We start from the raw sequence: 13,552 nt of genomic DNA, 5'->3' as shown, positions 1-13,552 counted from the left end.
GGAGAGGGTTAGGGTGAGGGGTTACTGATTCCGCGTCGCCCTAAGCAGCGTCTCCAGCGGATACACCGCCGCAATCACCACCTCGTCCTGAATCTTCGCCGCGTTATCAAGCTCGCTCTGAATCGATGCGATCTCTTTATCATCCAGCGTGCCCTGGCGCGCCACCAGATCCGTCAGCCTCAGGCCAATTGCAGCCAGCTTATCCACCTCCTGAATCACCGGCTTAATGGCCTTCAGCTGATAGCTGTTTTCGCTTAACGCCAGCGCGTCGCTGGTATTGTTCTGCCAGCGGTTAAAGACGTGACGCAGCGCGTCGGCGCTTTCGGTGTCTTCCGCGTCGCTCACCAGACGGTCGACCCATTTGTTCATCTGCCGCACGGTGGTGCTTTCGGCGTTCAGCGCATCAGCGAACCGGTTAAGCGGCTCGAACTGATGATAATTCCCCGCCTGGAATTTGAGGTGCTGACGGGTGTAATACTGCGCCGGCTCTACCGCCTGCGCGAGGATCTGCAGCGGCAGGGTATCGGCATTGTTAGCAAGGCGCGTGAACTGCACCTGCTGTTGCGTATGCTGCTGCAGCCCGACCGAGACCGTCGTCCAGCTGTCCATCGCCTGCAGGCGGGTGTACATATTGTCGACATCGTTGACGTCCTTCGCCGACCATAAGCGCTCCGCCACCGCAAAGGCGCGCGGCCACAGGCGGATATCCAGCACCGGCGCGACAACGTTTTCCGCCCATAGCGCCGCTTCGCCGCCGAGCAGGTTGGCCTCATTCGCCGTATCCGGCACCACCGGCGGCGTGCCTTTTGGCACCGCGTCCAGACGCGTGCCGCTGATGGGGTAGCGGGCATTGCCCACCAGGAAATAGCCGCTCAGCCTGTCGTTATCAACGGAAACCACCGGGCGCGTCTCGCCCATCCAGGTGTCGACGGTAAACGTGACCTGATTGTCGTCGCGCCATTCAATATCCTGCACCGCCCGGCGGGATTTCCCGGCAAAATCAATAAACCCGCGCCAGCCGGCATCGCCTTTTACCAGCGTGAAGCTCCCTTCGACCGGCTTGCCCTTCAGGCGCGGCATGGAGAAGGCCCAGCTCTGAGTGCTGTCGGTGTCTGCAATCACATCCACGCCGTTCAGCCCCTGCGGAACAATTTCGTTCCGGTAGTGGTAGGCGGTGGATTGCGGCTGGTCGAGATAGAAGCCCGTCGAGAGAATCCCTTTGTAGCCGTTCTGCGCCACCTGCCCCAGCGCGTCCTGCCCCTGCCAGGACTGGATCAGAATGCTTTTCGGCAGGTCGGGATGGTAGATCTCGTCCCAGCCGACCATCTGCCGGTGGTGTTTCTCGAGGATCGTCTCCAGCTTGCGGTTGAAATACGCCTGCAGGGCGTGGCTGTCCGCCAGTTTGTTATCGCGCATAAACGTCTGGATCGCCGCGTTCGCTTTCCACTGGCTGTCGTCCACCTCGTCGCCGCCGATGTGCAGATACGGATCGGGGAAGATCGCCGCCAGTTCGCTGACCATCGCGTCGGCAAAGGCGTAGGTTGCGTCTTTTGTCGGATCCAGCACCGGCTTCAGCACGCCCCAGTGGCGCTCCATTGCGTACGGCCCCGGCGCGCTCATCAGCTCCGGATAGGCCACGGCAATCGCCGAGGCGTGGCCCGGCATGTCGATTTCCGGCACCACGCGAATACCGCGCTCGGTGGCGTAACGAACCACCTCGCGCATCTGTTCAGGCGTGTAAAACAGCCCGTCGCTGGCAAGCTGCGTCAGCTTAGGGTAGCGCGTCGAGCTGAAGCGCCAGCCCTGATCGTCGTTTAAGTGCCAGTGCAGGACGTTCAGCTTCGCCGCGGCCATGCCGTCTATCTGGCGCTTGATATCGGGCAGCGGGATAAAGTGGCGCGCCGAATCGAGCAGCAGCCCGCGCCACGGGAAGCGCGGCGAATCCTCGATGGAAACCCACGGAACAGAGGTATTCTCGACGCCGTTTTGCATCAGCTGGAGCAATGTTTCCATGGCGCGCAGCGCGCCGAAGCGGGTGTTGGCGGAGATATCGACGCCGTTGGCGTCCACCGTGAGCTTATAGCTTTCATCGCTGTCCGGCAGCGGCTGCGGCTTGACCTTTTTGGCGATGGCGATGCGGATTGTCGGTTTGTCTGGCTTTTCAGCCTGCGGCTGCAGCGTCCAGCCGGTTTGCAGGGCGATGCGCTGGCGCAGGCGGTTGACCGCGTCGCCCAGATCGTCACCGCTGACGCTGACGGAGATTTTATTGTCGATAACCAGCGCGCCCTGGGTTGTCGGGCGTTCAACCTTTGCAGGCCAGGGCATTAAGGGGAGATCGCCTGCCGGAGCGGCAAAAGCAGATGTGCCGAGCATAAGCCCGGCGGTTAAGAGGCTGTACCGTAACATGAATGTTCCTTATTTGACGGGCCGAAAAAAGGCAAAACATTCTGTTAACATGCGCTCAATTTGTCGTCAAGCGTTTGCGCCGACGGAGATCACAGGTTGTTGAATTTGGGAGGAAAGCCAGTCCCCTCACCCCGGCCCTCTCCCCAAAGGGGCGAGGGGGTAATCATTCCCTCTCCCTTCCAGGGAGAGGGTTAGGGTTAGGGTGAGGGTAAAAAATTACTGCCACCCATACCGACGCGCATAAATGCCTTTCACCATCTGCGTCAGCACCATATAACCCGCGAGGATCGTCACCAGCCACGGGAAGTAGCTCAGCGGCAGCGCCTGCAACTGCAGGTAGCTCGCCAGCGGCGAGAACGGCAGCGCGATACCCAGCGCCATCACAATCCCGGTCATGATGATCAGCGGCCACGCGGCGCGGCTCTGGATGAACGGAATGCGGCGGGTGCGGATCATATGCACAATCAGCGTCTGTGACAGCAGCCCCACCACGAACCAGCCGGACTGGAACAGCGTCTGATGTTCTGGCGTGTTGGCGTGGAACACAAACCACATCAGGCAGAAGGTCAAAATGTCGAAAATGGAACTGATCGGCCCAAAGAACAGCATAAAGCGGCCCAGATCGGCGGGGTTCCAGCGCTGCGGCTTCTGGATCTGCTCGTCGTCCACGTTATCAAACGGGATCGCTACCTGAGACACGTCGTACATCAGGTTCTGGATCAGCAGGTGCAGCGGCAGCATCGGCAGGAACGGCAGGAACGCGCTCGCCACCAGCACGCTGAAGACGTTACCGAAGTTAGAGCTGGCGGTCATTTTGATGTACTTCAGCATGTTGGCAAAGGTGCGGCGTCCTTCGATCACGCCCTTCTCCAGCACCATCAGGCTCTTTTCCAGCAGGATGATATCCGCCGCTTCACGGGCGATATCCACGGCACCGTCCACGGAGATACCGATATCCGCCGCACGCAGGGCGGGCGCGTCGTTGATGCCGTCGCCCATAAAGCCCACCACGTGCCCCTCGCGACGCAGCAGCGTGACGATGCGCTCTTTGTGCATCGGCGTCAGGCGCGCAAACAATGTGGTGTGCAGGGCGAGTTTCGCCAGCTCGTCGTCGGAGAGGTGCTCAATGTCGCTCCCCACCACCACGTCGCCCGCGTCCAGCCCCACTTCGTGGCACACCTTAGCGGCCACCAGCTCGCTGTCGCCGGTGAGGATTTTGACGGTAATGCCGCTCGCTTTTAACGCTTTGAGCGCCGGAGCGGTAGTCTCCTTCGGCGGATCGAGGAATGCGATATAACCTTCAAGGATCAAATCGGATTCATCGATACGCTGATAGTCACCTTCACGCGCGGGCAGCATTTTGCTGGCTACCGCGACTACGCGCAGCCCCTGACGATTCAGGTTGTCGGTGACGCGCTTGATGCGACGCAGCATGGTGTCGTCCAGCGGCACGATATCGCCGTTATAACGCACCTGGCTGGAAACATTCAGGATCTCCTGCAGCGCGCCTTTGCAGATCAGCTGATGGACGTCCTGCTGCTCGCTCACCACCACCGACATGCGGCGGCGCTCGAAGTCGAACGGAATTTCGTCCACCTTCTGCCAGCGTCCGGAGAGCGTGCGGGCAGATTCCTCATCCACCCCTTCCAGCACCGCGACGTCGAGCAGGTTTTTCAGCCCGGTCTGGTAGTGGCTGTTCAGCCACGCGCTGTGCAGCACGCGCTCGCTGGTTTTGCCGGAGATATCGGTGTGGTTCTCCAGCACGATTTTATCCTGCGTCAGGGTGCCGGTTTTATCAGTGCAGAGAATGTCCATCGCGCCGAAGTTCTGAATAGCATCAAGATGTTTGACGATCACCTTTTGCTTCGAGAGCTTGACCGCGCCGCGCGCCAGCGTGGAGGTGACAATCATCGGCAGCATTTCCGGCGTTAAGCCAACGGCCACGGAGAGGGCAAACAGCGCCGCTTCCCACCAGTCGCCCTTGGTGTAGCCGTTGATCAGCAGGACGATCGGCGTCATGACCATCATAAAGCGGATCAGCAGCATGCTGACGCGGCCAATGCCTTTCTGGAAAGCGTTAGGCTCGCTCTCCTGCTCCGTCACGCGCCCGGCAAGCTGACCAAACCAGGTGTTGCCGCCCGTGGCGGTCACAATTGCCTGCGCCGTGCCGCTGACCACCGTGGTGCCCATAAAGCACAGGGTGTCGCATTCGAGGGGGTTCATCTGCTGCGGGTCGCGGCTGCGCGCCACCTTTTCAACGGGCAGGGATTCCCCGGTCAGCGACGCCTGCGCCACGAACAGGTCGCGCGCCTGGATAATGCGTAAATCCGCCGGGATCATGTCCCCCGCGGCCAGCTTCACCAGATCGCCCGGCACCAGCTGGTCGATAGGCAGCTCCACCCAGGCATTTTCACCGAGGTCGTTAATCACGCGTGAAACGGTTGCCGTATTGCTGACCATCGCCTTCAGGGCGTCTGCCGCTCTGGTAGAGCGGGCTTCCTGAATGAAGTTCAGCAGCGTGGAGATGCCGACCATCAGGGCAATCACGCCCGCGGCAAACAGATCTTCCGTCGCGTAAGAGATAAGCCCCAGCACGGTCAGCAGCAGGTTGAACGGGTTACGGTAGCAGAGCCAGAGGTGTACCCACCATGGTGCCGGTTTTTGCGCCGGGATTTGATTGTCGCCATGCACGGCGCGGATTTTTTCCACTTCGGACGCGTTTAGCCCTTCCGGGTGTCCGCCGAACGCGCGCCAGACTTCATTTTCATCCATCGCCGCCACGTTCAGGCAGCGTTCGGTCAGGGAGGCTGGGATCGCCGTGCCCGCCATGTTTTTAGCATTTGGCAGCGGGTCGCGCTGGACAAGACGATGTGGCAGATGGCGGCTGAGCTGGGCAAGCAGCTGCCGGGTGATATTTTTCAGCATAGTCATTCCCCCGCATCCGCAAAGGCGGACGCAGTCTTTCTGCAGGCGCGGCAATGCCGTACCTGTCAGGCACTTAACTTTTCAAGCAGGAACGTTTAAGACGTTACTGCCTCACGCCGGTGAGACAGCAACAGGGCTGGCTTACCGGATAGAAGGTTTTCTCCCGTTCAGGAGAGGTGTGGGATCGGGATCCATGTCGCCTCCGGTAAGTAAAAAAGTAGGGTGTCGCCGCGCAGTATAAGGATTTAACCATACCGTTTGTGGCTAATCGGGCGGTATTATAACCCCACGCAAATAAACCGAACGTAAACCAGACTTTGCCCATAGCGAAATTGCACAAGGCTATTAGGCTCAATTGACCATTTTATCGTTGTTACAGGGAATACAGCATGCAGAACCGCCTTACGATTAAAGACATCGCGCGTTTAAGCGGCGTGGGGAAATCCACCGTGTCGCGCGTGCTGAATAACGAGAGCGGTGTCAGCGAGCGCACGCGCGAGCGCGTCGAGGCGGTGATGAATCAGCACGGTTTTTCCCCTTCCCGCTCCGCGCGCGCCATGCGTGGGCAGAGCGACAAAGTGGTCGCCATTATCGTTTCGCGTCTGGATTCCCTCTCGGAAAACCTTGCCGTGCAGACCATGCTCCCTGCGTTTTATGAGCAGGGATATGACCCGATCATGATGGAGAGCCAGTTCTCGACGCAGATGGTGGAAGAGCATCTCGGCATGCTCCAGCGCCGCAACATCGACGGCGTGGTGCTGTTTGGTTTTACCGGCATAAAAGACGAGATGCTCAAACCCTGGCAACCGTCGCTGGTGCTGCTGGCGCGCGATGCCCCCGGTTTTGCCTCCGTCTGTTACGACGACGAGGGGGCGATTATTACCCTGATGCAGCGCCTGTATGAAAAAGGCCATCGCCACATCAGCTATCTGGGCGTGCCGCACGCGGATGTCACCACCGGCAAGCGTCGCCATGAGGCGTATCTGAGCTTTTGCAAAGAGCATAACCTTTCTGCCGTAGCCTCCCTGCCGGGGCTGGGCATGAAGCAGGGCTATGAGCAGGTCGCCAGCGTATTGACCCCTCAGACCACCGCGCTGCTGTGCGCAACGGATACCCTGGCGCTGGGGGCCTGCAAATATTTGCAGGAGCAGCGCATCGACGATTTGCAGATCGCGAGCGTCGGCAGCACGCCGCTGATGAAGTTCCTGCACCCGGAAATCATCACCGTCGATCCGGGCTACGCCGAATCCGGCAGACAGGCCGCTGCGCAGCTGATCGAGCAGATTAACGGGCGCGCTGAGCCTCGTCAGATCGTTATTCCTGCCCACCTTTCATAAACCCCGCTATACGGTTTATTGTGATCTTCGCCTAATTTCGGGAACGTTCCCATTTTCGCCGTTACGCTGAAGGAGTAGGCTTGCGCTCAGGTCATTACCCCCTTCACCATCAGTCATGAGGTTTCATGATGAGTAAAGTTAAACAAGAAGATATCGATCGGCTGATCGTCCTGGTCGGCGGGCGCGAGAACATCGCCACCGTCAGCCACTGCATTACCCGCCTGCGCTTTGTGCTTAACGATCCGGCCAAAGCCAATCCCAAGGCCATCGAAGAGCTGAAGATGGTTAAAGGCTGCTTCACCAACGCCGGTCAGTTTCAGGTGGTGATTGGTACCGAAGTGGGCGATTACTATCAGGCTCTGCTGGCGACTACCGGGCACTCTTCTGCTGATAAAGAGCAGGCGAAGAAGGCCGCGCGCCAGAACATGAAGTGGCACGAGCAGCTGATTTCCCACTTCGCGGAGATCTTCTTCCCGCTGCTGCCGGCGCTGATCAGCGGGGGCTTAATCTTAGGCTTCCGTAACGTCATCGGCGATGTGCCGATGAGCGACGGCAAAACGCTGGCGCAAATGTACCCGGCGCTGCAAAGCATCTACGACTTCCTGTGGCTGATTGGCGAAGCGATCTTCTTCTATCTGCCGGTCGGGATTTGCTGGTCTGCGGTACGCAAGATGGGCGGGACGCCGATTCTCGGTATCGTGCTGGGCGTCACCCTGGTCTCTCCGCAGTTAATGAACGCTTACTTACTTGGGCAGCAGGTGCCTGAGGTGTGGAACTTCGGCCTGTTTACCATCGCCAAGGTGGGCTATCAGGCGCAGGTTATTCCGGCGCTGCTGGCCGGTCTGGCGCTGGGCTTTATTGAAACCCGCCTGAAGCGCATCGTGCCGGATTATCTCTATCTGGTGGTGGTGCCGGTTTGCTCGCTGATCCTGGCGGTATTCCTGGCGCACGCCTTTATCGGTCCGTTTGGCCGCATGATTGGCGACGGCGTGGCCTTCGCGGTGCGCCATCTGATGACCGGCAGCTTCGCGCCAGTCGGTGCCGCGCTGTTCGGCTTCCTGTACGCCCCGCTGGTGATCACCGGCGTGCACCAGACCACGCTGGCGATCGACATGCAGATGATCCAAAGCCTCGGCGGCACGCCGGTCTGGCCGATTATCGCCCTGTCTAACATTGCGCAGGCCTCTGCGGTGACCGGCATCATCATCGTCAGCCGCAAGCATAACGAGCGTGAGATCTCCGTTCCGGCGGCCATCTCTGCCTACCTCGGCGTCACCGAACCGGCGATGTACGGCATTAACCTGAAGTACCGCTTCCCGATGCTCTGCGCGATGATCGGCTCCGGTCTGGCGGGCTTGCTGTGCGGCCTCTACGGCGTGATGGCGAACGGCATTGGCGTCGGCGGCCTGCCGGGCATTCTCTCTATCCAGCCCGCTTTCTGGCAGGTGTTTGCGCTGGCGATGGCTATCGCGATTATCATTCCAATGGCGCTCACCACCGTGGTTTATCAGCGTAAGTTCCGTCAGGGCACGCTGCAGATTGTTTAACTTCTTCTTTCGGGGCGCAGTTGCGCCCCTTCGCATTTGCAGGAACACACTATGAATACCCTTCCTCACTGGTGGCAGAACGGCGTCATCTATCAGATTTACCCGAAGAGTTTCCAGGACACTACCGGGCGCGGCACCGGCGATCTGCGCGGCGTGACGCAGCGCCTGGACTACCTGAAAACCCTCGGCATCGACGCCATCTGGCTGACGCCGTTTTACATCTCCCCGCAGGTGGATAACGGCTACGACGTGGCGAATTACACCGCCATCGACCCGGCCTACGGCACGCTGGATGACTTCGACGAGCTGGTTGCCGAGGCGCACGCGCGCGGCATTCGCATCGTGCTGGATATGGTGTTCAACCACACCTCGACCCAGCACGCCTGGTTCCGCGAGTCGCTGAACAAAGCGAGTCCGTACCGCCAGTTTTACATCTGGCGCGACGGCACGCCGGAGCAGCTGCCCAACAACTGGCGCTCCAAGTTTGGCGGCAACGCCTGGCGCTGGCACGCCGAGAGCGAACAGTATTATCTGCACCTGTTTGCGCCAGAGCAGGCCGATCTCAACTGGGAAAACCCGGAGGTGCGCGCCGAGCTGAAAAAGGTGTGCGAATTCTGGGCCGATCGCGGCGTGGACGGCCTGCGTCTGGACGTGATTAACCTGGTTTCAAAAGATCAGGATTTCCCGGACGACAATATTGGCGATGGCCGCCGCTTCTATACCGACGGGCCGCGCATCCATGAATATCTGCAGGAGATGAGCCGCGACGTCTTTACGCCGCGCAGCCTGATGACGGTGGGCGAAATGTCCTCGACCTCGCTGGAAAACTGCCAGCAGTACGCGTCGCTCGACGGCAGCGAGCTGTCGATGACCTTTAACTTCCACCACCTGAAGGTGGACTACCCCGGCGGCGAAAAGTGGACGAAGGCGAAGCCGGACTTCGTGGCGCTGAAAACGCTGTTTACCCACTGGCAGCAGGGGATGCACAACAAGGCGTGGAACGCGCTGTTCTGGTGTAACCACGACCAGCCGCGCATCGTGTCGCGCTTTGGTGACGAAGGGGAACACCGCGTAGCCGCCGCGAAAATGCTCGGCATGGTGCTGCACGGGATGCAGGGCACGCCGTATATTTATCAGGGTGAAGAGCTGGGCATGACCAACCCGCACTTTAGCCGTATCACCGACTATCGCGACGTAGAAAGCCTGAACATGTTCGCCGAACTGCGGGCAAACGGTCGCGATCCGGACGAATTGCTGGCGATCCTGGCAAGCAAGTCCCGCGATAATGGCCGCACGCCGATGCAGTGGGACGCGTCGCACAACGCGGGCTTTACCGAGGGCGAGCCGTGGATTGGCGTCTGTGATAACTACGAAACCGTGAACGCCCGCGCGGCGCTCGACGACCCGGACTCGGTGTTTTACACCTACCAGTCGCTGATTCGCCTGCGTAAAACCCTGCCGGTACTGACGTGGGGGGATTATCAGGATCTGCTGCCCGAGCACCCTTCTCTGTGGTGCTATCGTCGCCAGTGGCAGGGGCAAACCCTGATTGTGGTAGCAAACCTGAGCAGCGAAATTCTGGCCTGGCCGTCAGACGTTCTGAGCGGCGACGCGCAGGTGGTAATGAGTAACTATCCGACACCACAAGCCACCTCGCTTCGCCCGTTTGAAGCCGTCTGGTGGCGACAGGCGTAATTTCTGGCCGGGCGTCATCCACCGCCCGGCTTATTTTACTGTTTTTGTTGAATAATTAATCAGATTTTTCTCACGCGTATTTACAATCGCTGAAGCGCCCGCCGTTTGTACTCTCGTCTTTTTACTTTGTCCTGAATCAAAAAAAACGCAAACATGTTTGATGCAAATCACTATATGTAGCACTTAAAATGCATCCCGACCCAACATATTGTATTTATCGTCTACTATTCCAACAACAAGACGGCGACGACGCTGGCCGGAATTGTGGATAACAGGCGTTGGGAACGAGGGAAGTCTCTGGCCTGGTTGGCAATACGCCCGGTGCATACTTTTCTACCTCTGTGGATAACCTGTTTTTAAAAATGGAGTGATCATGACACCGCATGTGATGAAACGTGATGGCTGTAAAGTGCCGTTTAAATCAGAGCGCATCCAGGAAGCCATTCTGCGTGCAGCTAAAGCAGCGGGAGTCGATGACGCAGATTACTGCGCCACCGTCGCAGAAGTCGTTAGCAGCCAGATGAATGAACGCAGCCAGGTCGATATCAACGAGATCCAGACCGCCGTTGAGAACCAGCTGATGTCGGGCCCCTACAAGCAGCTGGCGCGTGCCTATATTGAGTACCGCCACGATCGCGACGTCCAGCGCGAGAAGCGCGGCCGCCTGAACCAGGAAATTCGTGGCCTGGTGGAGCAGACAAACTCGTCGCTGCTCAACGAAAACGCCAATAAAGACAGCAAAGTGATCCCGACCCAGCGCGATCTGCTGGCCGGTATCGTGGCGAAACACTATGCCCGTCAGCATCTGCTGCCGCGCGACGTGGTGTCTGCGCACGAGCGCGGTGAAATCCACTATCACGATCTCGACTACTCGCCGTTTTTCCCAATGTTCAACTGCATGCTCATCGACCTGAAGGGCATGTTGACCCACGGCTTTAAGATGGGTAACGCCGAGATTGAACCGCCTAAGTCGATCTCCACCGCCACCGCCGTCACCGCGCAAATTATCGCTCAGGTCGCGAGCCACATTTACGGCGGCACTACCATCAACCGCATTGATGAAGTGCTGGCCCCGTTCGTGACGGCAAGCTTTAACAAGCATCGTAAAACGGCCGAAGAGTGGCAGATCCCGGACGCGGACGGCTATGCCCATTCCCGCACAGAAAAAGAGTGCTACGACGCCTTCCAGTCTCTGGAATACGAAGTGAACACGCTGCACACCGCCAACGGCCAGACGCCGTTTGTGACCTTCGGTTTTGGTTTGGGCACCAGCTGGGAATCACGCCTGATCCAGCAGTCCATCCTGCGCAACCGTATTTCCGGCCTCGGCAAGAACCGCAAAACGGCGGTGTTCCCGAAGCTGGTGTTCGCCATCCGCGACGGCCTGAACCACAAGTTTGGCGATCCGAACTACGACATCAAACAGCTGGCGCTGGAGTGCGCGAGCAAGCGCATGTATCCGGACATCCTGAACTACGATCAGGTGGTCAAAGTGACCGGTTCGTTTAAAACGCCTATGGGCTGCCGCAGCTTCCTCGGCGTGTACGAAGATGAAAACGGCGAGCAGATCCACGACGGGCGCAACAACCTGGGCGTCATCAGCCTGAACCTGCCGCGCATCGCGCTGGAGGCGAAAGGTAATGAAGCTGAATTCTGGACGCTGCTGGATGAGCGGTTACAGCTGGCGCGTAAGGCGCTGATGACCCGCATTGCCCGTCTGGAAGGAGTGAAGGCCCGCGTCGCGCCCATCCTCTATATGGAAGGGGCCTGCGGCGTGCGTCTGAAAGCGGACGATGACGTGTCCGAGATCTTCAAAAACGGCCGCGCGTCGATTTCGCTGGGCTATATCGGCATTCACGAAACCATCAACGCGCTGTTTGGCGACAAGCACGTGTACGACAGCGAAGCCCTGCGTGAAAAAGGCGTGGCGATTGTTCAGCGCCTGCGCGACGCGGTTGACCAGTGGAAAGACGAAACCGGCTACGGCTTTAGCCTCTACAGCACGCCAAGCGAGAACCTGTGCGACCGCTTCTGCCGCCTTGACGCCGCCGAGTTCGGCATCGTGGAAGGCGTGACCGACAAAGGTTACTACACCAACAGCTTCCACCTCGACGTGGAGAAAAAGGTGAACCCGTACGACAAGATCGACTTCGAAGCGGCGTATCCGCCGATCGCCAGCGGTGGGTTCATCTGCTACGGCGAGTATCCGAACATCCAGCACAACCTGAAGGCGCTGGAAGACGTGTGGGATTACAGCTATCAGCACGTGCCGTATTACGGAACCAACACGCCAATCGACGAGTGCTACGAGTGCGGCTTTACCGGTGAGTTCGAGTGTACGAGCAAAGGCTTCACCTGCCCGAAATGCGGCAACCACGACGCGGCCCGCGTCTCCGTGACCCGTCGCGTCTGCGGTTATCTCGGCAGCCCGGACGCGCGCCCGTTTAACGCCGGCAAGCAGGAAGAGGTGAAGCGCCGCGTGAAGCATTTGGGGAATGAGCAGATCGGGTAAGTTCTGCGCAGGTTTTCCCCCTCACCCTACCCCTCTCCCTCAAGGGAGAGGGAACCGATCGAGCACATTGCTAAGCCTGACTCCGGTTTTCTCCCTCTCCCCGTGGGAGAGGGCCGGGGTGAGGGCATCAGGTTAACGCTATGAATTATCACCAGTACTACCCCGTCGACATCGTCAACGGCCCCGGCACCCGCTGCACCCTGTTTGTTTCAGGCTGCGTTCACGAATGCCCCGGCTGCTACAACAAAAGCACCTGGCGCCTGAACTCCGGCATGCCTTTTACCGCCGAGATGGAAGACCGAATCATCAACGACCTGAACGACACGCGCATTCACCGTCAGGGGATCTCACTTTCCGGCGGCGACCCCCTGCACCCGCAAAACGTGCCGGATATCATGAAGCTGGTAAAACGCATTCGCCGCGAGTGCGTGGGAAAAGATATCTGGGTCTGGACAGGCTATAAGCTGGATGAGCTGAACGCACAGCAAAGGGAAGTGGTCGATCTGATTAACGTCCTGGTCGACGGCAAGTTCGTGCAGGATTTAAAAGACCCGGCGCTGATCTGGCGCGGCAGCAGCAACCAGGTTGTGCATCATCTGCGGTGATCGTTAGAGCCGTTTGTTAGCATCATGATAAACGGCTGATTTCTCTCTCTTACCGATAGCGATAACAAATACCGTTACAACGTTGTCCTGAACCTGATAGACCAAACGATAACCCTGCGCTCTGAGTTTTATTTTGTAGCAATCAGGTAGACCATGAAGGCGGGCCGATTCGACCCTGGGGTTCACCAACACGTCCGCTAGTTTCTTCTTAAACTGGTCTTTTACAGTCTCCCCCAACTTGCTCCATTCCTTTAACGCCCTCGGGTCAAATTCCAGTTCATAAGTCATCCAGACTAACCTTAATTCCCTTTTGCGGATTCGCCAGTCGCTCCCGGACTGCCTGTACCAGTTCATCTTCACTGTCGCTAATGGTGACCGTTTTCACCGGCATACGTCCCGTCTCCGCGACGTACTGAAACAGTAATCGCACGGCTTCCGTTGGGGTGATATTGAGTTTTTCCAGCACGGCATAAGCCTCGTTTTTGAGTTTGTCATCCAGACGGACGTTTAGCGTGGCCATTATGC

General features: G+C 58.7%; 9 protein-coding genes. 5 read left to right on the top strand and 4 right to left on the bottom strand.

Annotated features, from left to right (window positions below):
- Positions 1–21 precede the first annotated feature (21 nt).
- Positions 22–2,406, bottom strand: a complete 2,385-nt coding sequence (locus tag VPX56_RS02915) for a beta-N-acetylhexosaminidase (protein ID WP_326469756.1) — start codon at positions 2,404–2,406, stop codon at positions 22–24.
- A gap of 216 nt (positions 2,407–2,622) precedes the next feature.
- A complete protein-coding gene (gene mgtA / locus VPX56_RS02910) occupies positions 2,623–5,331 on the bottom strand; it encodes a magnesium-translocating P-type ATPase (RefSeq protein ID WP_326469754.1) in 2,709 nt (902 codons plus the stop codon).
- 389 nt (positions 5,332–5,720) lie between these two features.
- Here mgtA and treR point away from each other — a divergent pair, with 389 nt between their 5' ends.
- From treR to nrdG, 5 genes are all read left to right on the top strand, one after another.
- Entirely contained in the window at positions 5,721–6,668 is a 948-nt protein-coding gene (gene treR, locus VPX56_RS02905; protein ID WP_326469752.1) for a trehalose operon repressor TreR, read from the top strand.
- Between the two features lie 128 nt (positions 6,669–6,796).
- On the top strand, positions 6,797–8,215 hold the full coding sequence (treB, locus tag VPX56_RS02900; protein WP_326471945.1) for a PTS trehalose transporter subunit IIBC: 1,419 nt from the start codon (positions 6,797–6,799) through the stop codon (positions 8,213–8,215).
- 51 nt (positions 8,216–8,266) lie between these two features.
- A complete protein-coding gene (treC, locus tag VPX56_RS02895; RefSeq protein WP_326469750.1) occupies positions 8,267–9,910 on the top strand; it encodes an alpha,alpha-phosphotrehalase in 1,644 nt (547 codons plus the stop codon).
- A 373-nt stretch (positions 9,911–10,283) separates the two neighbouring features.
- Complete coding sequence (nrdD, locus tag VPX56_RS02890) at positions 10,284–12,422, top strand: anaerobic ribonucleoside-triphosphate reductase (protein ID WP_326469748.1); 2,139 nt, start codon at positions 10,284–10,286, stop codon at positions 12,420–12,422.
- A 140-nt stretch (positions 12,423–12,562) separates the two neighbouring features.
- On the top strand, positions 12,563–13,027 hold the full coding sequence (gene nrdG / locus VPX56_RS02885; protein ID WP_131634139.1) for an anaerobic ribonucleoside-triphosphate reductase-activating protein: 465 nt from the start codon (positions 12,563–12,565) through the stop codon (positions 13,025–13,027).
- Between the two features lie 3 nt (positions 13,028–13,030).
- Here the strand turns inward: nrdG and VPX56_RS02880 are convergent, their stop codons facing one another.
- Both VPX56_RS02880 and VPX56_RS02875 read right to left on the bottom strand, forming a co-directional pair.
- Complete coding sequence (locus VPX56_RS02880; protein WP_326469744.1) at positions 13,031–13,315, bottom strand: type II toxin-antitoxin system RelE family toxin; 285 nt, start codon at positions 13,313–13,315, stop codon at positions 13,031–13,033.
- Entirely contained in the window at positions 13,305–13,547 is a 243-nt protein-coding gene (locus VPX56_RS02875; protein WP_131634141.1) for a type II toxin-antitoxin system RelB/DinJ family antitoxin, read from the bottom strand. Before VPX56_RS02875 ends, VPX56_RS02880 begins: the two co-directional genes overlap by 11 nt.
- Positions 13,548–13,552 lie beyond the last annotated feature (5 nt).

Source organism: Enterobacter wuhouensis, from assembly GCF_035835995.1.
Lineage (GTDB): Bacteria > Pseudomonadota > Gammaproteobacteria > Enterobacterales > Enterobacteriaceae > Enterobacter > Enterobacter wuhouensis.
The sequence above is the reverse complement of the archived record's forward strand: the minus strand, read 5'-3'. Positions and strand labels throughout refer to the sequence as shown.

Excerpts from the sequence above, each read along its gene's own strand:
- VPX56_RS02915 (WP_326469756.1), bottom strand. The coding sequence starts at position 2,406 with ATGTTACGGTACAGCCTCTTAACCGCCGGGCTTATGCTCGGCACATCT.
- mgtA (WP_326469754.1), bottom strand. The coding sequence starts at position 5,331 with ATGCTGAAAAATATCACCCGGCAGCTGCTTGCCCAGCTCAGCCGCCAT.
- treR (WP_326469752.1), top strand. The coding sequence starts at position 5,721 with ATGCAGAACCGCCTTACGATTAAAGACATCGCGCGTTTAAGCGGCGTG.
- treB (WP_326471945.1), top strand. The coding sequence starts at position 6,797 with ATGAGTAAAGTTAAACAAGAAGATATCGATCGGCTGATCGTCCTGGTC.
- treC (WP_326469750.1), top strand. The coding sequence starts at position 8,267 with ATGAATACCCTTCCTCACTGGTGGCAGAACGGCGTCATCTATCAGATT.
- nrdD (WP_326469748.1), top strand. The coding sequence starts at position 10,284 with ATGACACCGCATGTGATGAAACGTGATGGCTGTAAAGTGCCGTTTAAA.
- nrdG (WP_131634139.1), top strand. The coding sequence starts at position 12,563 with ATGAATTATCACCAGTACTACCCCGTCGACATCGTCAACGGCCCCGGC.
- VPX56_RS02880 (WP_326469744.1), bottom strand. The coding sequence starts at position 13,315 with ATGACTTATGAACTGGAATTTGACCCGAGGGCGTTAAAGGAATGGAGC.
- VPX56_RS02875 (WP_131634141.1), bottom strand. The coding sequence starts at position 13,547 with ATGGCCACGCTAAACGTCCGTCTGGATGACAAACTCAAAAACGAGGCT.